This window comes from Pseudomonas sp. CAN1 (assembly GCF_030462585.1).
GTDB lineage: Bacteria > Pseudomonadota > Gammaproteobacteria > Pseudomonadales > Pseudomonadaceae > Pseudomonas.
On record NZ_JASMRU010000027.1, the window covers coordinates 53,286 to 76,047 of the forward strand.

At 62.9% G+C, this 22,762-nt stretch carries 13 protein-coding genes and 2 pseudogenes; 13 read left to right on the forward strand and 2 right to left on the reverse strand.

Going from position 1 to position 22,762, the window contains the following annotated elements:
• Positions 1–299 precede the first annotated feature (299 nt).
• Complete coding sequence (locus QO207_RS25225; protein WP_301534996.1) at positions 300–1,202, forward strand: hypothetical protein; 903 nt, start codon at positions 300–302, stop codon at positions 1,200–1,202.
• Between the two features lie 27 nt (positions 1,203–1,229).
• Positions 1,230–2,867 (forward strand): tetratricopeptide repeat-containing glycosyltransferase family protein, encoded by a 1,638-nt coding sequence (locus QO207_RS25230; protein ID WP_301534997.1) that lies wholly within the window; start codon positions 1,230–1,232, stop codon positions 2,865–2,867.
• 58 nt (positions 2,868–2,925) lie between these two features.
• Here the strand turns inward: QO207_RS25230 and QO207_RS25235 are convergent, their stop codons facing one another.
• Positions 2,926–4,308: a substrate-binding domain-containing protein gene (locus QO207_RS25235; RefSeq protein ID WP_301534998.1), complete on the reverse strand. Its 1,383-nt coding sequence runs from the start codon at positions 4,306–4,308 to the stop codon at positions 2,926–2,928.
• A gap of 198 nt (positions 4,309–4,506) precedes the next feature.
• Between QO207_RS25235 and QO207_RS25240 the strand changes: the two genes are divergently transcribed.
• The 11 genes and pseudogenes from QO207_RS25240 to QO207_RS25290 form a co-directional block, all read left to right on the forward strand.
• The gene (locus QO207_RS25240) at positions 4,507–4,701 is read left to right on the forward strand and encodes a hypothetical protein (RefSeq protein ID WP_301534999.1); all 195 of its coding nucleotides are present in this window, start codon (positions 4,507–4,509) and stop codon (positions 4,699–4,701) included.
• Positions 4,702–4,865: 164 nt separating this feature from the next.
• A complete protein-coding gene (locus QO207_RS25245; protein ID WP_301535000.1) occupies positions 4,866–6,035 on the forward strand; it encodes a hypothetical protein in 1,170 nt (389 codons plus the stop codon).
• A gap of 166 nt (positions 6,036–6,201) precedes the next feature.
• Complete coding sequence (locus QO207_RS25250; protein WP_301535001.1) at positions 6,202–6,819, forward strand: response regulator; 618 nt, start codon at positions 6,202–6,204, stop codon at positions 6,817–6,819.
• Between the two features lie 188 nt (positions 6,820–7,007).
• Positions 7,008–7,931 (forward strand): hypothetical protein, encoded by a 924-nt coding sequence (locus tag QO207_RS25255; RefSeq protein WP_301535002.1) that lies wholly within the window; start codon positions 7,008–7,010, stop codon positions 7,929–7,931.
• A gap of 431 nt (positions 7,932–8,362) precedes the next feature.
• A complete protein-coding gene (locus QO207_RS25260) occupies positions 8,363–8,956 on the forward strand; it encodes a fimbrial protein (RefSeq protein ID WP_301535003.1) in 594 nt (197 codons plus the stop codon).
• Positions 8,957–9,027: 71 nt separating this feature from the next.
• Complete coding sequence (locus QO207_RS25265; RefSeq protein WP_301535004.1) at positions 9,028–9,762, forward strand: molecular chaperone; 735 nt, start codon at positions 9,028–9,030, stop codon at positions 9,760–9,762.
• A gap of 380 nt (positions 9,763–10,142) precedes the next feature.
• On the forward strand, positions 10,143–12,740 hold the full coding sequence (locus tag QO207_RS25270) for a fimbria/pilus outer membrane usher protein (protein ID WP_301535005.1): 2,598 nt from the start codon (positions 10,143–10,145) through the stop codon (positions 12,738–12,740).
• Positions 12,741–12,880: 140 nt separating this feature from the next.
• Positions 12,881–13,915 (forward strand): fimbrial protein, encoded by a 1,035-nt coding sequence (locus QO207_RS25275; RefSeq protein ID WP_301535006.1) that lies wholly within the window; start codon positions 12,881–12,883, stop codon positions 13,913–13,915.
• A gap of 114 nt (positions 13,916–14,029) precedes the next feature.
• Complete coding sequence (locus tag QO207_RS25280; protein ID WP_301535007.1) at positions 14,030–15,016, forward strand: fimbrial protein; 987 nt, start codon at positions 14,030–14,032, stop codon at positions 15,014–15,016.
• A gap of 634 nt (positions 15,017–15,650) precedes the next feature.
• The gene (locus QO207_RS25285; protein WP_301535008.1) at positions 15,651–15,983 is read left to right on the forward strand and encodes a LasR-specific antiactivator QslA; all 333 of its coding nucleotides are present in this window, start codon (positions 15,651–15,653) and stop codon (positions 15,981–15,983) included.
• Between the two features lie 867 nt (positions 15,984–16,850).
• Positions 16,851–22,517: pseudogene (locus QO207_RS25290) on the forward strand (ESPR-type extended signal peptide-containing protein); the annotation flags it as partial.
• 141 nt (positions 22,518–22,658) lie between these two features.
• Here QO207_RS25290 and QO207_RS31565 read toward each other — a convergent pair.
• Positions 22,659–22,712: pseudogene (locus tag QO207_RS31565) on the reverse strand (hypothetical protein); the annotation flags it as partial.
• Between the last annotated feature and the right edge of the window lie 50 nt (positions 22,713–22,762).

Consider the following 22,762-nt stretch of genomic DNA (forward strand, 5'->3'; position numbering starts at 1 on the left):
GGCGGTTGGCAACCGTCAGAGGGGCCCGGCGTCACTGGCGGGAAAATAGCAGAGCGGACGGCCCAGGCAAGCGAAGGAACGTAACAAGTTCCTACGCGATGGGCGATTCGCACCCGGAGCAGGGGTAGGACGATGCTGCGGGCCCCGTCTGGATTGAAGTGTAGTTAGGAATTCCCCTACCCGGTTCTCAGGTTTCGATGAGGGGCGTGCTGATTCGGGGCTCCTAGCATGGCGCCACTCGTTGCCAACGGTCATTCCGGTGGCGCTCTGCTCGTTATTCCCGCTTCCGGAGAACGCACATGAAACTCAAGCATCTCGCAATCGCCCTGCTCGTCGGCTCAACCCTGGCAGGCTGTGAATTCCCTCTGCAACAGGCACGGCCGCGCGCACCGGTCCCGCAGAACTGGGTCAGCGTGCCGGCGCTGCCTGTCATCGAGGAAGCGGTCCTGTCCCTGGCTCCGACTTTCCAGGGGCAGCGCAGTGGCGCGCTCATGGCGCAGATATGCGGTCTGGCGCGGGGCGATTTAAAGCAGGATCAGGTCAATGCACAACTGGCCGGCATGGGCATCGACTCCGCGCGGCTTCCGCGGCAGAGCAAGGATGCGACCGCACTGCTGGTCAACGGTGATCGCGCTGCCCAGGCAACGGCTTGCGCTGCCTACCAAGCCACCGATGTGCTGCTCGCTTTCAATCCTAAACCCTATCTCAAGGCCGTCCCGCAGTCCGATGAAAAGGGCAAGGACAAGGTCGCCGAAAAGCCGGTTCAGCCAACGCTCCAGGTGGACGACAAGAAACTCGGCAGTGTCCTGCCCATCCGGATTGCCCAGGCACGGACCAACGCCGATGTATTTGCCCTCATCGCCGAAAACCTCCAGCGCAAGCCGGGGCTCGATGTCGATGCCTACCGGGAGCAGGCGCGCGAACTGTTCAGCCGCCTGGCACCTACCTACATCGCCCGTGTTCCGGCGAATTTACCGTCGGCTAGCGCGAATTACCTGGTGACCGGCATGGGCGAGGGGCGCCTTGAATTCTCCAGCACTACCGGCGTTCGCTTCGACCTCTCGCTGGACAAGGGTCTGACGCTGACCCAGAACGGCGTGCTCTGGTACGGGAACGGGCAACTCCTGGGTCACCAGTACCGTTTGCGTACTGCCTATTTCCAGCCGGAAGTGGCGCAACTGCTCAACGTTCCGCAGAAGTAAGTCGAGGACGGGAAGGGGAGTTGCGTAATGCTGCAGATTGAAAATCCTGCTCTGCGCGAGTTGGCCAGCGTCGTTGGGCAGGCAGTCGGACTCCATCGGCAAGCGGTGAACTGCGCCGATCCCTGGCGCCTGCTCGGACGGATGATCGAAGCGTCGGAGCGGCTCTCGGTGGATGAGCTACTGGCGCTGCTGGAGCGACTGGCCGACGACGCCTTTCTCCAGCCGGCAGGGCTGGTGCTCGCGCGCCGTGCCTGCCAGCGCTATCCCGACCTGGCCTGGGTCTGGTTCCATCTGGGTCGTCACCTGCTGCTGGAAGACGCCAACTCGCAGGAAGCCCTGCCGGCACTGGAACGGGCCTGGCAGTTGGCACCCGAGGAGCGTGCGCAGTTCGCCGTCTGCCTTTCGGCAGCTTATCTGGCCGTCAAACGCTGGCGCGATGCGGAAAGTACCTGCCAGCTATTACTCGCGGCAGCCCCATCCAATGCTGATGCCTGGTCCAACCTGAGCATCGCCCTGCGCTCGCAGCAGCGTTGCCGCGAGGCAGTGGAGGTGGCCCGTCAAGCCTTGCACTGTGATCCGCACCACCAGCATGCCCCGAAGAATCTGGTCCTCGCCCTGACGGATGAATGCCGCTACAGCGAAGCGCTGGATACCGCGCGCGAGCTGATCACAACAAGGCACGACGACGCACAGCTGCGACTTTCCTTGGCCGAACTGGAGCTGCGCCTGGGGCACTGGGAAACGGGTTGGGCCAACATGGATTCACGCTTCGGCGCCATCGCACAGCTCGGCGCGCAGCAGGAGCTACGGGAGCGTCAACTCGGCGTCCCGCGCTGGCACGGTGAGCCGTTGGCGGGCAGGACACTGGGCATATGGCTGGAACAGGGACATGGCGACGCCATCCTGCTGGTGCGCTTTCTGCCACGTTTTGCCCGGTCGGTCCGCGAGCGGGGCGGTAGACTGGTGTTCGGCTGCTTCGGTCCGCTGGCAGAGCTGTTCCGCCTCTTGATTCCTGCGGAGGTAGAGCTGGATATCGACCACTTGCGCCTGACCGACTACCACTTGCCCCTGATGAGCGCCTGTGCCGCATTCGGTATCAGCGAAGCGGATGTTTCCGGGACGCCCTATCTGACAGCGAGTGCGGCTCTCACGAGTGAATGGCGTCGACAACTCGCCAAGGATCCGAGATTGCAGGTCGCTCTGGCCTGGACCGGCAATCCACAGCAGGTCCGCAATGCTCTCCGTTCACTGGGACATTCGGATCTGCGGAGTCTGATGCTCCTGGACAAGGTGCTGTTCCATTCGGTCAACCCGCAGGTGTCCGAGCTCGCGCAGCAGCTGGCTGCCGAAGGATTCCCGATAGTCGATCACAGCCGATCACTGGCGTCCTTCGCCGATACTGCTGCACTGCTGGCCTCGGTCGACTGCGTGGTCAGCACCTGCACCTCGACGGCTCATCTGGCTGGCGCCCTTGGCGCGCCGACGCTTTTGCTGCTCGACAGGGTCGGTTCCTATCTGTGGCGTCAGGACGAATGCATTACCCCATGGTATGACTCGGTAAGGATTGTCCGTCAGCAATGCCTTGGGGATTGGGCTGGTGTGGTAGCCCAGGTACGGCGGGAGCTGCTGGGCCGGGCGCAGGAAAAGTCCGCTTGCAGCGAGTGAGGGCAGGGCGGGCAGCAGTCGGCGCCGCCCGCCTTTTCGACGTTGATGCCGGAGGCGCTCAGTAGACCCAGACTTCGACGCGGCGATTCTTCACTCGCCCGTCATCGTCACTGTTGGCCGCGACCGGCAGGGCATCGCCCATGCCGCTGATCTCGCGGAACATCACGCCGTCCTTGGCCAGCTCGCGCCGCACTGCCATCGCGCGAAGCTTGGACAGCAGCTCGGCGCGTGCCGGGTCCTGCTTCGGATCGCCGAAGCCGACCAGTACCGTCTGCTTGTTCATCTTGCCGTTCTGCTGCAGGTACGCCAGCAGCCGGTCGATATCGCGCTGAGCCTTGTTGTCCAGCGTCGCGCTGCCCTCGCGGAAGCGGAAGTTCACGGACAGGCGCTGCGCATCGCGTGCCAGCGCCTGGTAGGACTCGGGCATGCTGGCGCGCGGGACCATCTTCACCGCCTGCACGCGCTGGCCGACGAAGCCGCTGGCGCTGACCAGCTTCTGGCCCTCGTCGCCCTGGGCGAACTGCAGCAGAGCGCGCGCCCAGCGATTGCTTTCCTCGGGTTTCATGTAGAGGAACAGCCGCCGCGACAGCGGGTAGTCCTCGGTGGCGATCAGCGTGGTCGAAGGCGGCATCGCCAGCGACTGACCGTCAGCGATCAGCAGCGGTTTGGCTTTCTGGATCGACGACAGGCCGACGAAGCCAATGCCTTGCGGATCGGAACTCACCTGTTGCGACAGCTGGTCGCTCGACTCGTAGCGCTGGGTGCCGTTGGCAAGCGCCTTGCCATGGCTCGCCAGTACCAGTTCCTTGAAGGTATCGAAGGTGCCGGAGTTGTCGTCGCGGGCGTACAGGCGAATGGCGCCGCCCTTGCCGCCGATTTCCTCCCAGGTCTTCACCTCCCCCGAGAAAATCTTCGCCAGCGTATCGGTGGTCAGCTCATCCAGCGGGTTGGCAGGGTTGACGATGATGGCCAGGCCATCGATGCCGATGATCTGCTCGGCCTTGGCGCTGCGCAGGTTGCCCGATGCAGAGAGCCCCGCAGCCTCGGCGTCCTTGATCGGACGCGAAGCGGCGGCCAGCTCGGCGGTATTGTCCTTCAGCGCGACGAAGCCGGTGCTGGAGCCGTGGGCTGCCAGGTCCACGATGGCCTCGCGACCGTCTGCCGAGCGGCCGACGATACGTCGTTCGTTCTCTGCCTTGCCGGCCTGATCGGAAACATCCTTGTAGCCCTCGCTGATCATCAGCCCCTTGACCAGCTCCGGCAGCAGGTGCGCGCCAATGGTATTGGAGCCCTGGATTCGCAGCACCGGCTCACCGCCCTGGGAGGAGGGTAATGCCGCGTATGCCTGCCACGGGAATGCATAGCAGATGAAGCCGATGACCAGCCACGTGATTGTCGTGAGCCAGGTGTCCGAGTCGCTGGTGCGCGCTCTGTGCAACATGAAACAGGTTCCCTGTAAGGCGTGGATGGCGCGCAGATTAAGTCGAAATCATTGCAGTGATGTGACTCCACCTGCCGTGTTAGAGCCCTGCAAGGCTGGTTCGGAGATATCTGCGCAGGCTTGGGGAGAAATCCGATTTTCGCCACTGCCGCCGGCCTCTACATCTGTGGGCTTCAAGACCACCGAGTAGAAGCCACCATGGACATGACGCTGGATTTCGCATCGCTTTTGATCAAGGTGGTGATCGTCCTGGCGACCATTCCAATGGCCGCGCAATTGGCCATCGTTCCGGAGCACTCCTCAACCATGGGGGCCGGCATTCTTTTCATGTTCCTGCCTTTACTGGTGCTCACGGTCCTGCTCGATCTGGGCCGGCTTCTCCGGCGCAATTGAGCGCAGCCGCAACCAGCCGACGGCGAGCCTCTCGGCACTTGATGTAGGGCAACTCCCCTCCAATCGGAAAATTCCTCGCGCGTTACGGGGAACGCCGATAACGCCCATGCGTTGGGGCAGGTGAAACTTGCGCGCTCCAGAAACCCAGCCGCCGGAGGGCGACGATGAACCGACCTGCAAGCCCCCGCAGGCACACAACCACTGACTACCCGATCGCGCAGGGGCTCCTGGTTCCATTGGTCCTGCGCGACATGCCCGCCCTGTGCTGGGGCCGGTTTGGAGAAAAGACCTGGCCCCGGCACGCCAGTCTGGCCGAGCTTCGACACAACGCCGCGCCGATAACCGAAGCAGGTTGGCACCCGTGGGAAACGGTTACTGGCGGGCAACGTGACGCATCTGCCGATGCGCTTCCTGATGCGCCCCAGAGACAGGAGATTGCACTGCTCGCAGCAGGCGCAGTCGTCGCGGCGGAGTCGACGGAAGAGTTGGAACTCGCCATGGATGCCGGAGAGCAGTCGATGAAAGACGTTAGCGAACCTGATGCAAGTGATATCCCGCTCGGTGCGGCTGTCGCCCGAGGGGACATGACGCCCCCGCCCGGCGAGGTCGTGCCCAGTGAGCACGGCGATGCAATGCAGATGAACAGCCCTGATCGGAAGGAACATGAAATGAGCGAAATCCCAGAAGCCACGGTCGAGGACATAATTCCTCACGCCGAAATCCCGGAGCTCGAAGAAACTGGCGCCGCGCTGATCGTGCCTCGCCTGGAAACCGAGCCGGATGATGTATTGAGCGACGTTCAAAGCACGCTCAACTCCCTGGCCGGCATGGCCCAGGGGCTGACCCAGCAGAAGCAGGCGACAGTACGTTTGCTCGACGAGCTCGAGGAAAGGAGCAATCTGCTGCAGGAGCGCGAGCGTCAGGTCGATGAAAAGGAAGAGCGCCTGCGCCAGATGGAGAACCACCTCAAGGACGCCAAGACGAACTTCGACCGGGCCGCTGCCGACGGCAATCGACTACTGGCCGAGCGGAGCGAAGCGCTCAAGGAACTCGCCCAGACCGTTGACGCCCGTGACCGCGCCACGCTCAAGCGTGCGGAAGCCGTGCAGGCGGAGCAGCAGCGTATCGATGGGATATCAGCAGGGCTGCGCGCACGCGTCTCGGAACTGGATGAGCGTGAGAGCGCGTTGAAGCGCAGGACTGAGGAGCTTGCACTCAGGCTCAAGCAACTGCAGGGCGCGAAGGACAAGTTCAGTGCCATCGTGAAGAGCTTCAATGAAACCGTGCAGTTCAACAGCACCCTGTCTGCGATCTCCAAGACAGTAACGGAATGATTTCGCCGCCGGAGGCGCGCTGCCGTCCCTGTGCTGGCGTGTTCGAATTGCGGCAGTTGCTTCACGCCGCCGCCGGGCGCTGATGTGATCATGTCGGAACAATCGAGTATCGAGAGGGTGCTGTCGGAATGGCGGCCACTTCTCTGTCGTGATTGCGGGAGGGGGCATGGCTCGCGTGCTGCTGGTGACTCCTGAAGGGCACCCGTTCGACAAGCTCCACAAATGGGTGGGCCATCGGCGGGTATTCAGGCTCGGCTCGGCAACGGAGGCCCTGCGATGGCTGAAACCTGGCCGGTGCGAACTGTTGATCGTGGCTTCCGAGTTGCCGGGCATCCATGGATTGGAGCTGGTGCGGATGCTTCGTCGCCAGGGGGGGCTGGCTCAGGCAACTCCGGTGCTGGTCTGCTCCAACCTGACCTCCTCCCTGAACATTCGGCGTGCGATAGGGCACGGCGCCTCTGGCTTTATCTCCCTTGCTGATTGTCCGGAGCTGCTGTCGCGCGTGATCGATGCGCTGCTCCAGGGAGCCCTGATTTTTCCCGAGTACAGCTCGTCCTTATCTGAAAGCGACGCTCGCTGGCAGAAGGCCCTGGAATTTTCCACCGAACACGTGGCTGTCCTTCATGGGCTGTGTGAGGGAACTTCGCCAGCGTCCCTGGCCATGCTTCTGCAGACCACGGGGGCCAGGGTCAATCTTTGCAAGCGACAGATGATGCGCAAGCTGGAGGTGGCATCTTTTGAAGACCTCATCGCGATCTGCCGGGAAATCGGCTTGATTCCCTAGATGATGACGGCAGGGCGCAGGACTCCACCTGTTGAACAAGTAATTTTCCTTCACGCTTGTCAGGAGCTACTGACATCCCCCATTGCCTTCATCGAAAACAATCACCGCTGTATCCACGCCGTCGAAATCTCGCCGGCACCAGCAACGGGCCGCGGTTGGCGGCCTTGTCGGAACAATGGAGATCAATGATGAATCCGCAACCCGCACCGACTCCGGATGTACCGGAATACGGCGAAACCGCAGGTATCGATCCGCGCGCCTACCGCGCTGGCACTGGCCCGGTTTCTGCCGTCGATGAGCTGGCAGCCCTGGAGCGGCAGCTGCATCAACTCGAGTCATCCTGCACCCATCAAGACCCTTCGCCGCAGCTGCGCGAGTCGAAGTACGCCGAGCAGAGTTGTCTGCATCCAGCCAACGAGGAGCCTACCGTCATGCCTGCATCCGCCCGCCGCGAACCACCTGAATACCCTGCTCGGCCGTCGGCCTTGCAAACCCAGGTCGTCGCGGATCAGGAGCCTGTCGCTGCAACCGCCGCGATGGAAACCGATGGCGTACTGCACGACGTGCAAGCCACGCTGGATTCCCTGGCCGGCATGGCCAACGGGCTGTCCCGGCAGCGCCAGGAGATGCTCAAGGTACAGGACGCCCTGGAAGAGCGGCGCGCCATTGCTCAGGACCGGGAACGCCTCCTGGCGGAATGGGAAGACCGTCTGCGTATGCATGAGCAGGGCTTGCAGGAACAGAAGCTGGGCGTCGAGCTGGCTGCCGAGCAGAACGCCGCCCTGCTCGCTGAGCGAAGTGCGGTCCTGCAGGCACTGGCCGAGAGTGTCGAGAGTCGCGATCGTGCCGCGATCAAGCGCGCTGAGTTGCAGGAGCAGGAGCAGCGCAGTCTGGACCGCCTGTCCGGACAGCTGCAAGGCCGGGCAAAGGAGCTGGACGAACGTGATGTTGCCCAGCAACGACAGGCGGCTGAGCTAGCGGTGCGCCTCAGGCAACTGGTCGATGCCAAGGACCGTTTCAGTGCCATCGTCAAGGGCTTCAACGAGACGGTTCGCTTCAACAGCGCGCTGAGCAGCATCAGCAATGCCGTTGCCGCAACAGAGGGCGAATAACTCCCCGATACTGTCAGCGAAACAAAGGGTCGATCGCGCATGCAGCGTGATCGGCCCTTTGTTTTTTCGAGCATCTGATCTGGCTGGATCAGCTGTTCGCGAATTTACCTACGAGTGAGCCCACCACTTCCCTGAATTCCAATTCCTGCCGTTCATGCGTGGGACTTCTTTCCTGAGGAAATGACTACCCGTTCCGTCACTACCTTTGGTGTCGGAATCAAGGAATTCACTGATGGGTTGTAGGGGGTATTCCTACATATCGGCTTCTTAGGGTTCGGTAAATTTCTCATCACTGGATAGCAAGAACAACCGCTCTCCACGGCACCTTTCGCGCAATGCCTGTTAACCGTTCTGAAGGGCAAAAGCGAAGGCGCCAACCACCTTGGACACCGTCCCAAGGCAATACCCATCCGACCTACAGGTAGTCAACCATGAGCATGAAAAAACGCATTTCCGCCGCCGCCCTGATCAGTGCTGTCGGCCTGTCCGGCCTTGCCAGCAGCGCCATGGCCGAAGACGGCACCATCACCTTCAAGGGTGAAATCACCGACACCACCTGCACCGTCTCCGGCGGCGGCGCGGCCACCGGTACCGGCGACATCACCGTGCAGATGCCGACCGTCAGCAAATCCGCCCTGCCGAGCGTTGGCAGCACTGCCGGCGATACCAGCTTCTCCCTGGTCCTGGGTGGCGCCAACTGCGCCGACGGCAAGACAGCAGCCATGAACGTGGAAACCTCACAGACCCTGCAGCTGGACTACGCCACCGGCGCCCTGAAGAACACCGGCACCGCCTCGGGCGTCCAGGTTCGTCTGGTCAACCCGGCCAACAACCAGCCGATCAACCTCGGCGTGAACGGCACCTACGCCAATGGCGCCACCGTCGTCAGCGGCAGCAACCAGCCGGCCGCCACCACCCAGGGCAACAGCGCAACCCTGAACTACGCCGCGCAGTATCTGGCCGTGGACCCGGTTGACGCAGGCTCGGTCAACACCAGTCTGGTCTATTCGATGAGCTACAACTGACCGAGTACCGGGGCAGGGCCAACCGGCCTTGCCCCGGGATCGGATCACCCCTTGTTCGCTGGAGATTCGCCATGAAGATTCTGCCTCGCCAACTCTGCCTGTTGCCGCTGCTGGCCGCCATCGGCCTGGCCCATGCCGGCATCGAGATCAATGGCACCCGTGTGGTCTATCCCGCTGGCAAGAGCGAGGTATCGGTCAGCATGGTCAACAACGACAAGGACGCCCGACTGGTGCAGGCCTGGGTCGACACCGGTGATGCCAGCGTACGCCCCGAGACCACCAAGGCGCCCTTCGTCATCACTCCTCCGCTGTCGCGCGTCAACCCCGGCAAGGGGCAGACCCTGCGGCTGATCTTCACCAAGGCCCAGGTCCCCCAGGACCGGGAAACCGTGTTCTGGCTCAATGTCCTGGAAATCCCGCCCAAACCCAAGGCTGCGCAGGGCGAGGAGAGCAACTACCTGCAGTTTGCCGTGCGCTCGCGACTGAAGATCTTCTATCGCCCTTCCGGCCTGCCAGGCAGCCCGGACGAAGCCGTCAAGGCGATTCACTGGCGCCTGCTCGCCAAGGGCAACGGCTATGCCGTTGAGTGCGATAACCCCTCCGCTTACAACGTCTCGTTCAGCAACGTGAACCTCAAGGGTGCTCCGCGCGATGAGCGCGTCAGCAAGGGCGGCATGTGTCCCGCCAAAGGCAAGGAAACCTTCGCCGTGATGGGCGGCCCGGAAGGCTCCGGCGGCAAGGTGGTGTTCACCTCCATCAACGACTACGGCGGCTTTGACAACCACGAGGCTGACTTCAGCCGCTGAGGCCCTGCAAGACCACAGCAACCTCTCAGCAACCCCATCCCCTGAGCAGCAGCTCCCACGTCCCCGGACGCTGGGCAGGGGAGGTTTTTGCCCGGGATCGGCATATCCACCCTGAAAGCGCGCTCCGAACGAAGAACAGCCGGTCGGAGCCGACTCTTTCGCGGCCTGCCGGGCCCTGGTTCGGACGGCTGCTTCAGCCCAGGCGATAGAGAGATTTCCCCGGCAAGTCCTTGGGGGAATTCCTACATATCGATCTGACGCCCGGCAGTAATTTTTCTATCGAAGGTTGGCGCTGTGTTTCCCCCAGCGCCGCACCTGTCGGGATGCCACCGGCCACTTCCGGAGCATTCCTCGATACCTCAACCGTGGTGTCTACGAGCATGAAACCGCACAAACGCATCGCCCCTGTGACTCACCCCCTGGCTGGCTGTCGTCTCGCCCGCCTGAGCCTCGCCATTCTGATCGCCCTGGGTCACATCCCGGCGCTGTGGGCCGACGACCAGTGGGTAGAGTTCAGCGACGCCTTCACCAGTGCCGATGGCCAGGTGGACATCTCGCGGTTCGAGAAGAACAACCCCGTCATGCCCGGAACCTATCGCGTCGACCTCTACGTCAACGGCTACCGCATCGCCCGCAAGGACATCGAATTCCGCGCTGTCGAGGGCCAGGCAAACGCCAGCGCCTGCTTCGACTACGCCACCCTCACACAGATGAACGTCGATGTACTCAAGCTCGACCAGGCCCGGGTCAACCCCAGCAATGCCTGCATCGATCTCGCCGACGTCAGCCCCGAAGCCACTGCCAGCATGGACATGGGCGAACTGCGCCTGGACGTCAGCATTCCCCAGGCCGCGCTGGTCAAGCAGGCTCGTGGCTACGTCAGCCCCGAACTCTGGGACGAAGGCATCAACGCCTTCAAGCTTGGCTACAACTTCAACGGCTACACCGCCCAGCAGCGCAACGCCGGGGCCGCCGAGTCGCGCAACAGCAACGCCTTCCTGGGCCTCGACATGGGCCTGAACCTGGGCGGCTGGCGCCTGCGCAGCCAGGAAAGCGCCAGCTATGACCAGCAGTCCGGCGGCACCCAGTGGCAACGCGTCACCACCACCGCCGAACACGACATCACCGCGTGGAAAGCCCAGGCCGTACTCGGCGAGAAATCCACCGAAGGCCGGCTGTTCAACTCCACGCCCTTCACCGGCGCCAGCATCGCCAGCGACGACCGCATGTACCCCGACTCGCTCAATGGCTACGCGCCGGTCGTGCGCGGCATGGCAAACACCCAGGCCCGTGTGGAAATCCGCCAGAACGGCATGCTGCTCTACGAAACCACCGTTGCTCCCGGCCCGTTCGAGATCAATGACCTCTACGCCACCGGCTATGGCGGCGACCTGGAAGTGACCGTCTACGAGGCCGACGGCACCCGCCGCGAGTTCAGTGTGCCCTATGCGGCCACGCCGACCCTCCTGCGCCCCGGTCGCAGTCGCTGGGCGGTCACCACCGGCCGCCTGCGCCGTGATGACCTGCAGGAGACCCAACCCTACTTCGGCGAAGCCACCTACCAGCGTGGCATCAACAACTGGCTGACCGCCTATGCCGGCGGCCAGTCCACCACCGACGACCTCTATCGCAGCGCCCTCGGCGGCCTGGCCTTCAATACCCCGGTCGGCGCCGTGTCGCTGGACATCACCCAGTCCCAGGCCAACCTCTATGGCGGCGCCCGCGAGTCCGGCCACAGCACCCGACTGGCCTACTCGCGCAGCTTCCCGGAAATCGGCACCGACTTCGCCCTGGCCACCTTCCGCTACTCCAGCTCCGGCTACCTCGACCTCGTCGATGCCGCCAGCCTCGATGACCTGATGCGCAAGGCCGGCACCAGCAACCCGGATTCGGTCGGTTATGCCCGCAGCAAGCAACGCCAGACTCTGACCCTCAACCAGAACCTCGGCGAGCGCATCGGCCAGCTCAACATCACCGCCAGCCGCGACCGCTACTGGGGTGAGCAGCCCGGCTCGACCACCTATTCGCTGGGCTACAACACCCGTATCAAGCGTGCCAGCGTCGGCATCACCGCCAGCCGCACCTACAACACCGACGATGTCAGCGGCCAGAGCGGCTACGACAGCCAGATCACCCTCAACCTGTCGATCCCCCTGGGCGGCCCGTCCGTACGCCACCCGGCCACCCTCAGCCTCAACAGCACCCACGACCGGCAGAACGGCAACAGCCAGAACGCCGGCATCAACGGCTCGCTCGGCGAAACCAACCAGTACACCTACGGCGTGCAGGCCAGCCGCTCCGACTCGCGTGACGGCACCGGCTTCGTCGGCAACGCCGGCTGGCAGTCGCGCTACGCCAACCTGGGCGCGGGCTACAGTCAGTCTGACGACTACCGCCAGGCCTCCGTCAGTGCTACCGGCGGGCTGGTGGCGTATTCCGGTGGCGTGGTGCTGATGCCCAGCCAGGACATTGGCAGCCCCATCGGCCTGGTCGAAGCCAAGGGCGCCACGGGTGCGCGTCTCTCCAGCAGTGGCGAGGCCCGTATCGACGGCAATGGCCAGGCCGTAGCGGCCGGCCTCATGCCCTATCGGCAGAACGACGTCACCCTCGACCCCGAAGGCACCTCCATGGACGTGGAACTGCAGACCACCCGCGTACAGACCGTTCCCCGCGCCGGAGCCGTGGTCAAGCTCACCTTCGAAACCGAATCCGGCCGCGCCGTGCTGATCACCGCCCGCCGCCCCAACGGCGAAGAACTGCCCTTTGGCGCCGCCGCCCTGGATGAAGAAGGGCATGAAGTCGGCACCGTAGGGCAGGGCGGCAACATCTTCGTACGCGGCGCGGAGCAGGGCGGCCGGCTGACGCTGAGCTGGGGCGAAGGCCCCGGTCGCCAGTGCCACCTCGACTACAGCTTGCCGGAGCGCCAGGACGGCGATAGCGAGCAGCCCTTTACCACGCTGGAGGCCGAGTGCAAGTGAACCGAACCAACCTTGCCCGGTACGCCGAGCCGATCACCGATCCACTGGTACGGGATGCCAATGATCTTCGGCACTCCAGAACATCGACCACCAGCGGCCTCGACACGTCGAGGGGCGCTTCCAGGAACGAGGACCGCACCATGGCCAAGAAAGCCAAACTGACACTCGCCGGACTTGCCCTGTCATGTCTGCTCGCCCTGTTCGCGACCCCGGAGGAAGCCAGTGCGGCGACCACCTGTACTTTCAGCCCGGCAGCTCCAGCCTATGTCACCCTGAACTTGCCCAGCAGCATTACGGTACCGGCCGGTGCCAAGGTTGGTGCGGTACTCTGGTCAGGAAGCACCGGAAATACCCAGAGCCTTGCAACCAACTGCAATGGAACCTGGTATGCCGTTATTGCTTATGTATCCGGCGTCTCGATGGCACAGACTGCCGCCGCGGACGTCTATGCCACCAACGTTCCGGGAATCGGAGTCAAGGTCACAGGCTACGGGACTTCCATGCCCACTCCGGGTACTGCTCGTAACATGGTCACATACGGCGCCGGAACGATCGGGAGTTACCTGTCTTTCGGACTGTCGCTCGTCCTCACCGGCCCAGTGGGTTCGGGAGGCACTGTAAAACTGGCATCCCCCTTGGCAGGCGGCTATTCCAGCAACAGCCCCACGACCTTGCTGCAGGCGACGGCGTACGGCCTGTTGAATATCACTGGCTCCACGAAGATCAACCTGCCCGGCTGCACCACATCCAATGTTGACGTGCCCATGGGGCGTATTCCTCTCAACCGCTTCTCCGCAGGCGTGGGCAGCACTTCACCTTCCGTACCCTTCCAGCTGGAACTCAATTGCCCGGCGAACTGGAATGGCATCAACTACAGGATCGATCCTGCCACGCCAGTGGTTTCCGGCACCAATGCAGTGGTTGCACTGGATGCCAGCTCCACTGCGTCGGGCATCGGCCTGCAATTGCTCGACAATGTCGACAGCCCGCTGTCAGCGGACAAGGGATTCCAGAAAGCCGTACCGCTGGGCAGTGCGCCAGGTAGTGACGCCTACAACAAGGCCGCCGCCGGCATCTACCAGATTCCGCTGCGGGCTCGTTACTACCGCACTGGCGCTACCGTTGGCGCGGGCAAGGCCAACAGCTCGATGACCTTCACCATCACCTACCAGTGAGCTTGGCGCTGATCTGGCCGAGGCGGCGCGACTATCCTCACGCCGGGCAAGCCAGCCCCACTGCGAGCCAGGCTAGATGGTGTGTAGACCGCAGGAGTCTTCAAGGAGCAGGCAATGCAAAGCCGATTCATCGTCCTGGCCGCCGTACTGGTCGGTGTTCTGTTCGTCGGGCAGAGCTCCTGGGCGGCGATATGCAGCTTTACCAGTGGCGGGCCTGGCAGCTACACCATTCCGGCAATTCCCCCCATCTCGGTGAGTAGAGATATCGCCCCCGGAACGCCATTGACGAGCGTGCTGGGGCCTTATTCCACAAGCACTGCGAAAGTTTCCTGCGTCGGCAAGATGTGGGTGACGGGAAAGTTTGGCCCCGTGCTGGAGGCCTCCGGAATAGAAAACGTCTACAAGACCAATGTTCCGGGGGTGGGGATAAAAATGTGGAATGGCGGCAGTGCTACCCCGGTTTACTTTGGTAACTCGATAAACTCCTGGGGGGTTCCGTCGGATAACTACAGCGGCGATCTCTGGCTGCGTAATACCTACCTCCAGTTCATTGCGATAGGAACCGTTTCGGCAGGGAACTACAGCCTTTCCAATCCCATCATGGAGGGTTACGCAAGCGCCTCCCCGACAGCTCAGTCGAATGCCCTGCTGTATGCCTCCTTTTCACTCAACTCATTTGCCATTACCGCCAGGAGCTGCGCGACGCCGAACGTGACGGTCAATCTCGGCAAGCACAAGATTTCCGAGTTCACCGGCATCGGCTCGGTGAGTTCCAGCACGCCATTCAACTTTGCGATGAACAACTGCATGGCCGGCATGGCGTCGATAAGCTACATGTTCCAGCCAGTGACCAGCCTGATCAGCAGCCCCGCGCAATACATCACCCTGGATGGCTCCTCGACTGCATCGGGAGTGGGTATCCAGGTGCTGTTCGATAACGACACGCCGGTGCCTTTCAATATCAAGACACGCTTCACGGGCTACAGCGGCGCCGCGGGTAGTTACTCCATTCCAATGAAGGCCCGATACATCAAGATTGCGGACACGCTGAAGGCGGGTACTGCCAACTCTTCGGTGGTGTTCACCATGACCTACGAATAAACAGGGCGACTGCCGTTGTTGGCTTCTGATGGCTAACTCGCACTGCAATACGTAAGCGGTGGGTGTGCAACTTGTTGCAAGAAAGCACCACTACGTGAGGCAGAAGCGCAATTCGGAATCCCCTGACGCAGCCACCGGAAGGATGCGCAGGTCTTGATATTGCTGCCTTTGCACAGGGCTCGGTAACGTCGCTCCGCCATGACGAAAGTCGTGGCCGGGCGTGAGAACCCGTGTAGATGCGGCGCGGCAGCGTCATTCGTACAGCCGGTGAAACTTCATCGGCCGTGCGCATTCAATGACGGCCGTGCAAGGCGGGCTTCGGCCCGGGCTGGTAGCCTGCATCACCGGTTTCTCACCCTTGCACGGTCCGTCTCCCTACCCGTGAGAAGGTTGGACAGGCGGCTCCTCAATAGATGCAGGAGTATCTGAGATGCCTTATCCGGCTTTTACCCCCGCGCTCCGCCAAGCCGATTCACTTCCTCAATTCCTCGCGAAGCTTTCTGGTAGCCCTTCGTTCGCCCGCAACCGTCTGGAGAGTTCCTGATCCTCGCTTCCATTGTTTGCAGAAGCGAAGCCGTGCGTTGTGCTTTCCGAAGGCCGGCGCACTCGCCACCCACGGATCGAGGAACTCTCCATGCGCAAGAGACGCTACGTCACCCATATCCCGCCAGCTGATGGCCAGCCCGGCCTTGAGCTCGGTTGGCCGGCGGACTGCCAGTCGGCCATGGATGATGCCCTGCAACGCGCCGAGCACTGGTTGGCTCAGGCGAACAAGCCGATCCTCTGGACGGCCATGATCATCGGTCGCCAGGAGCAGGATGGCGCCACCCGCCGTACCGCCTATGAGGTCGCCTTCCTCACCCGTCTGCAACAGCGCCTGGAGGAACTGGAGCGGGCAGCTCGCGAGCGCCAGGCTTCCCGCGACCGTCGCTCACGGCTCCAGGGCGTCATCCTGCCTCCGGTCTGACGGTGCTGCCGATTGCCGCCGTTGGCCCTGGTCAACGGTTGGTAACCGCGCATGGCTATCGACCCTGCCGGCCCTCCCGGCAATCCCACGGACTGACCTGCGCGTTCGCATCCCCACCCAAGCTTTTCTCTCCTTCAGGCAACGACTTCGGACTCCTCCGAAAGCCGTCGTCTTCTGAGGTCCGCTTGCTCGGTACTTGCTCAAAGCTCGTACCAGAGCGCTGCGCGCTATCGCCAATCCTCCCGCCGGCAAGCCCGACAATCCACTGATACCGCCTTGCCGGCAGGGCACGGCGCAAGCCCGAAAAGGCGGCTGGATCGACTTACCGGAAAGTTCCTACGGTCACTGCTGGGGATACTGATTATTAAGAAACGGCCGGGTTTTTATCGTTAGCGCCTCGAAGAACCCTGTGCCCATTCCGCCATGAAAGCGCTTCCCATCCCGCCCGTTTCCACCCCGCAACGCCTGCCGCGATTGCCAGGGGACGGCTGCGCCTGGGTCGCTCTCATCCTGGCCTTCATGCGGCGCTCCGTCGCCCTCGCACTTCTTCACCTGCTCGATCTCCCGGCCTGCCGGCCGGCCACGCGCCGCCTTCGCCATGCCTTCGGCCGTCGCGCCTCTCTCCTGAATTTCCGGTCCGCCGCCAGCCCTGGCTGCCCATGCGGGCGCCACGTCAGCGCGCCTGTAGCGCCCTTGCCCGGCGCGGCCCATCGCCCTTTACGCAGCACGGCAGGCACCGGATGCGCCCTGCGCGCCCGGCCTTTCGCCGCGTGGCAAACCTCGTCCCGCTGATTCATCGGGCTTTAGAACCCGGCTCCCTGGGCCGGCAGTGAACCGTGGCTCTCTGAGCCCGCAAGGAGTTTTCTCTTGAACAAGATTTACAGAGTGGTGTGGAGCGCGACCCTGGGTGGTTGGGTCGTCGCTTCGGAAATGGCCAAGGGGCGCAAGAAGAGTGGTGCCTCGGCAGGAAGCAAGTTACTGGTCCCTATTCTGACCGCTGGTGTGGCCGCGATTGGATCCTCCTTTTTGCCGGGTAATGCTCATGCGGGGGCGATCTACGTCTGTAAAAGCAACGGTAATGTCAGTGGGGCGAACTCAGACAACGATGCTCCGTCTGCCTGGAGTGCCGGAGCTCAATACGGTTGCGCGGCCGGTCAGCCTTTTGGTGCCGGCATGATGGAGAACTATTACGGAACCGGAGTAGGTAAAGGTGGTGCCTCCATTTTTGTTGGACCCCCGGCCGGAGGAACTGGCAAGGCTCTGATCGATGCTTACAACGGTTTGACCATCAAAGCCACAACTGATCTGGCAAGTAACAAGATCATCAATCTGGCCAATGGCACCGTTTCTTCCTCGTCTGGAGATGCGGTAAACGGCTCTCAGCTGTTCGGTCTTGGGAGCTCGGTAGCCAGCGCTCTGGGCGGCGGCGCCGCGATCAAGGCCGATGGCACCATCGATCCGGGCTTCACTGTCAACGGCACCAAGTACGCCAACGTAGCAGCGGCTATCCAGGCCGCAGGTGACTCCGACTCGCGCTATTTCAAGGCCGGCGGTAAGAATGACGGCACCGATGATGCTGTCGCGACGGCTGCCCTTGGTGTGGCGGTGGGGGCCAGCTCTGCTGCCACTACTGCAACTGGTGCGACTGCAATCGGTGCCACCGCCACTTCTTCCGCGTTCGTGGCAACTGCGTTGGGCTACGGCGCCAAAGCGACATCCGATAACTCCAGTGCACTGGGTTCCTTCTCGGCAGCTTCGGGATTGAGCTCCACAGCAGCGGGCTTCCGCTCTTCTGCAGAGGGCAACTACGCCACTGCTCTGGGTGGGGACTCTATAGCCTCGGCTAACAGTTCCACTGCCCTGGGGCAAAAGGCTTCCGCCACTGTGCAGGACAGCGTTGCATTGGGTCATGCATCCGTTGCCGATCGCGTCAATACCGTATCGGTCGGCCGCGCAGGCGCCGAGCGCCAGGTCGTCAACGTCAAGGCGGGTACCCAGGGTACCGACGCTGTGAACTTCGATCAGCTCAAGGGCGTCAGCTCCTCCGTTGCCACTGCGCTGGGTGGCGGGGCATCGGTGAAGACCGACGGCACCGTCGATCCAGGCTTCACCGTCAATGGCACCAAGTACGGCAACGTGGCTGACGCCATCCAGGCCGCCTCCAGCAGCACCAGCGGCGACTCCCTGAACTGGAATGCCACCCTGGGCGCCTACGATGCCAGCCATGGCTCCGGTAAACCGCAGAAGGTCACCAATGTGGCGGCTGGCAAACTCTCCGCCGACAGTACTGAGGCGGTGAACGGTGCGCAGCTGAACCAGACCAACCAGGACATCAGCAACCTCACCGGCGCCACCACCAACATCTTCAACAACGGCACCAAGTACTTCCACGCCAACTCCACCGGCGCCGACTCCTCGGCTACCGGCCAGGATGCCGTGGCGGTAGGCATGGGCGCATCCGCCTCGGCCACCAACAGCATGGCCTTCGGCCCCGGCTCCCTGGCCACGGGCGTCAACAGCATGGCCTACGGCAGCAAGGCTTCCGCCACCGGCGGCGGCAGCGTCGCCATCGGCGCCGGCGCTTCGTCGGCCGCCGCCAACTCCCTGGCATTGGGCTCCCAGTCCAACGCATCGTTCATCAACTCCGTTGCCATCGGTGCCAATACCAGGACTTCACGCTCCAACAGCGTGTCGTTCGGCGGCCGGGTGCTGACCGATGTCAACGCTGGCGTCCAGGACACCGACGCGGTCAACTTCGCCCAGCTGAAGAACATGATGGGCTCCAGCGTGACCGAGACCGTGTCCTCGCTGCTCAAGTCCCAGAGCTTCATGGCTGCTCCGGAGCAGGTTGCCGCGGCCGCTACTCCGGAAGCCTCTGGCAAGAGCCTGCTGATGGGCGGCAGCGTCCTGCAGGCTGAGGCTGAGGCCGAGGTCACCAGTATCCCGTTCTTCCGTACCTCCTCCAACCCGGAGTACGGCGACGCCCATGCCGGCGGCCTGGACAGCATCGCCATCGGTATGGAAGCCACGACCACCGGCAGCAACGATATCGCCATCGGCACTGGCTCCTACACCGGCCGGCCGCCAAGCGGTGCCGGTGCCGACGGCCTGGGCAGCATCGCCATTGGCGCTGACGCCATGGCGTTGACTGGCAGTACTGCCATCGGTAACCAGGCCAAGACCCTGAAGGAAGACCAGGTCGCCATCGGCCATGGCGCTACCGTTTCCGATACTGGCGGTGCGGGCACCGCTATCGGTGCCAGGGCAATGGTCACCGGCAACTCGGGCGTTGCCATCGGCAACACCACCACCGCCAGCGGCAGCCAGTCGCTGGCCTTGGGCACTCTGGCCAGCGCTACCGGAGACAGGTCTCAGGCACTGGGTTACGCGGCCAACGCCAACAAGGTCAACTCCACGGCGATCGGCGCCTATTCGGTGACTCGCTTCGGCGCACAGACCGGCTATACCGCCGCCGTGCTCACCGCTCCGCAGAACTCCATTGGTGAAGTCGCCGTCGGCACCGCCACCGGCCAGCGCACCATCAGTGGCGTAGCGGCAGGCAAGGACGACTACGACGCGGTCAACGTCAAGCAGCTGCTGGCCGTCTCCGCAGGTTCCACCAGCGACGCGGTGAAATACGACAGCAGCGCCCATGACAAGGTGACCCTGGGCGGCGCCGACGGTACCACCATCACCAACGTGGCTGCCGGCGAACTCTCCGCTGACAGCACCGACGCGGTGAACGGCTCGCAGCTGTTCGACACCAACGAAAACGTGGCCAATATCGACAACCGCGTAACCAACGTGGAAGGCGATATCACCACCATGGGCGATTCCATCGCCAACAACACCACCAACATCGACACTCTGCAGCAGGACGCCCTGCAGTGGAACGAGACGCTGGGTGCGTACGATGCCAGCCATGGCACCGGCGATGCGCAGAAGATCACCAACGTTGCCGCTGGCGAACTCTCCGCCGACAGCACTGACGCGGTGAACGGCTCGCAGCTGTTCGACACCAACGAGAATGTGGCCAATATCGACAACCGCGTGACCAACGTGGAAGGCGATATCACCACTATCCAGGGCGATGTGGCGGGCAACACCACCAACATCGACGCTCTGCAGCAGGACGCCCTGCAGTGGAACGAAACGCTGGGTGCCTACGATGCCAGCCATGGCACCGGCGATGCGCAGAAGATCACCAACGTGGCTGCCGGCGAACTTTCCGCCGACAGTACTGACGCGGTGAATGGCTCGCAGCTGTTTGCAACCAACGAAAGCATCAGCAACCTGTCCGGTGACATCACCAACATTGCCGGTGACGTGACCACCCTCGGCGATACCATCACCAACATCAACGAGAAGGGCACTAAATACTTCCACGCCAACTCCACTGGCGCCGACTCCGAAGCAACTGGCGTCGACTCCGTGGCCATCGGCATGGGCGCAGCCGCCAGCCATGACGGCAGCATTGCCTTGGGCGCCGGTTCCATCGCGAACGGCAGCACCCTGAGCAAGGAAGCCTACCTGGTCGGCGGTACCGCCAGAGGTGAAGTCAACATCGGCGACCGTCGCATCACTGGCCTGTCGGCTGGCGCGGAAGACTCCGATGCCGTCAACGTGGCCCAGCTGAAGCAGGTGTCCTCCGAGTCCGTGGCCAGCGCCGTGCAGTACGACGGTGCCGACCACAGCAAAGTGACCCTGGGTGGCGCCGACGGCACCACCATCACCAATGTGGCTGCTGGCGAACTCTCCGCCGACAGCACCGACGCGGTGAACGGTTCGCAGCTGTTCGACACCAACGAGAACGTGGCCAACATCGATAACCGCGTGACCAACGTGGAAGGCGACATCACCACTATCCAGGGCGACGTGGCGGGTAACACCACCAACATCGACGCTCTGCAGCAGGACGCCCTGCAGTGGAACGAGACGCTGGGTGCGTACGATGCCAGCCATGGCACCGGCGATGCGCAGAAGATCACCAACGTTGCCGCCGGCGAACTTTCCGCCGACAGCACTGACGCGGTGAACGGCTCGCAACTGTTCGACACCAACGAGAACGTGGCCAATATCGACAACCGCGTGACCAACGTGGAAGGCGATATCACCACCATCCAGGGCGATATAGCGGGCAACACCACCAACATCGACGCTCTGCAGCAGGACGCCCTGCAGTGGAACGAGACGTTGGGTGCGTACGATGCCAGCCATGGCACCGGCGATGCGCAGAAGATCACCAACGTTGCCGCTGGCGAACTCTCCGCTGACAGCACCGACGCGGTGAACGGTTCGCAGCTGTTCGCAACCAACGAAAGCATCAGCAACCTGTCCGGTGACATCACCAACATTGCCGGTGACGTGACCACCCTCGGCGATACCATCACCAACATCAATGAGAAGGGCACCCAGTACTTCCACGCCAACTCCACTGGCGCTGACTCCGAAGCTACCGGCGTCGACTCCGTGGCCATTGGCATGGGCGCAGTCGCCAGCCATGACGGCAGCATTGCCCTGGGCGCCAACTCCGTCGCTGACGGCAGCACCCTGAGCAAGGAAGCCTACCTGGTCGGCGGTACCGCCAAAGGTGAGGTCAACATCGGCGACCGCCGCATCACTGGCCTGTCGGCCGGCGCGGAAGATACCGATGCGGTCAACGTGGCCCAGCTGAAGCGGGTGGCTACCGAGTCCGTGGCCAACGCTGTGCAATACGACGGCGACGACCACAGCAAAGTGACCCTGGGCGGCGCCGACGGCACCACCATCACCAACGTCGCAGCCGGTGAGCTTTCCGCTTCCAGCACCGACGCGGTGAATGGCTCGCAGCTGTTCGAGACCAACGAAAACGTCACCAACCTCGATGGCCGTGTCACCAACGTTGAAGGCGACATCGTCAACCTGGGCGATGCGATCACCAACAACACCACCAACATCGACGCTCTGCAGCAGGACGCCCTGCAGTGGAACGAGACGCTGGGTGCGTACGATGCCAGCCATGGCACCGGCGATGCGCAGAAGATCACCAACGTGGCCGCTGGCGAACTCTCCGCCGACAGCACCGACGCGGTGAATGGTTCGCAACTGTTCGACACCAACGAAAACGTGGCCAACATCGACAACCGCGTGACCAACGTGGAAGGCGACATCACCACTATCCAGGGCGACGTGGCGGGTAACACCACCAACATCGACGCTCTGCAGCAGGACGCCCTGCAGTGGAATGCCGACCTGGGTGCGTACGATGCCAGCCATGGTTCGGGCGAAGCGCAGAAGATCACCAACGTGGCCGCTGGCGAACTCTCCGCCGACAGCACCGATGCGGTGAACGGCTCGCAGCTGTTTGCAACCAACGAAAGCATCAGCAACCTGTCCGGCGACATCACCAACATTGCCGGTGACGTGACCAACCTCGGCGATACCATCACCAACATCAACGAGAAGGGCACTAAATACTTCCACGCCAACTCCACTGGCGCCGACTCCGAAGCTACCGGCGTCGATTCCGTGGCCATCGGCATGGGCGCAGTCGCCAGCCATGACGGCAGCATTGCCCTGGGCGCCAACTCCGTCGCTGACGGCAGCACCCTGAGCAAGGAAGCCTACCTGGTTGGCGGTACCGCCAAAGGTGAGGTCGCCGGACAGGTTGCTGATGCTTTCGTTGGTTGCAAACAGCTGCGAGCCGTTCACCGCATCGGTGCTGTCGGCGGAGAGTTCGCCAGCGGCCACGTTGGTGATCTTCTGCGCTTCGCCCGAACCATGGCTGGCATCGTACGCAC

Bases quoted from the DNA above. Each gene is read 5' to 3' on its own strand.
- QO207_RS25280 (WP_301535007.1), top strand. From the start codon at position 14,030: ATGCAAAGCCGATTCATCGTCCTGGCCGCCGTACTGGTCGGTGTTCTG.
- QO207_RS25285 (WP_301535008.1), top strand. From the start codon at position 15,651: ATGCGCAAGAGACGCTACGTCACCCATATCCCGCCAGCTGATGGCCAG.
- QO207_RS25225 (WP_301534996.1), top strand. From the start codon at position 300: ATGAAACTCAAGCATCTCGCAATCGCCCTGCTCGTCGGCTCAACCCTG.
- QO207_RS25250 (WP_301535001.1), top strand. From the start codon at position 6,202: ATGGCTCGCGTGCTGCTGGTGACTCCTGAAGGGCACCCGTTCGACAAG.
- QO207_RS25275 (WP_301535006.1), top strand. From the start codon at position 12,881: ATGGCCAAGAAAGCCAAACTGACACTCGCCGGACTTGCCCTGTCATGT.
- QO207_RS25230 (WP_301534997.1), top strand. From the start codon at position 1,230: ATGCTGCAGATTGAAAATCCTGCTCTGCGCGAGTTGGCCAGCGTCGTT.
- QO207_RS25265 (WP_301535004.1), top strand. From the start codon at position 9,028: ATGAAGATTCTGCCTCGCCAACTCTGCCTGTTGCCGCTGCTGGCCGCC.
- QO207_RS25240 (WP_301534999.1), top strand. From the start codon at position 4,507: ATGGACATGACGCTGGATTTCGCATCGCTTTTGATCAAGGTGGTGATC.
- QO207_RS25255 (WP_301535002.1), top strand. From the start codon at position 7,008: ATGAATCCGCAACCCGCACCGACTCCGGATGTACCGGAATACGGCGAA.
- QO207_RS25270 (WP_301535005.1), top strand. From the start codon at position 10,143: ATGAAACCGCACAAACGCATCGCCCCTGTGACTCACCCCCTGGCTGGC.
- QO207_RS25245 (WP_301535000.1), top strand. From the start codon at position 4,866: ATGAACCGACCTGCAAGCCCCCGCAGGCACACAACCACTGACTACCCG.
- QO207_RS25260 (WP_301535003.1), top strand. From the start codon at position 8,363: ATGAGCATGAAAAAACGCATTTCCGCCGCCGCCCTGATCAGTGCTGTC.
- QO207_RS25235 (WP_301534998.1), bottom strand. From the start codon at position 4,308: ATGTTGCACAGAGCGCGCACCAGCGACTCGGACACCTGGCTCACGACA.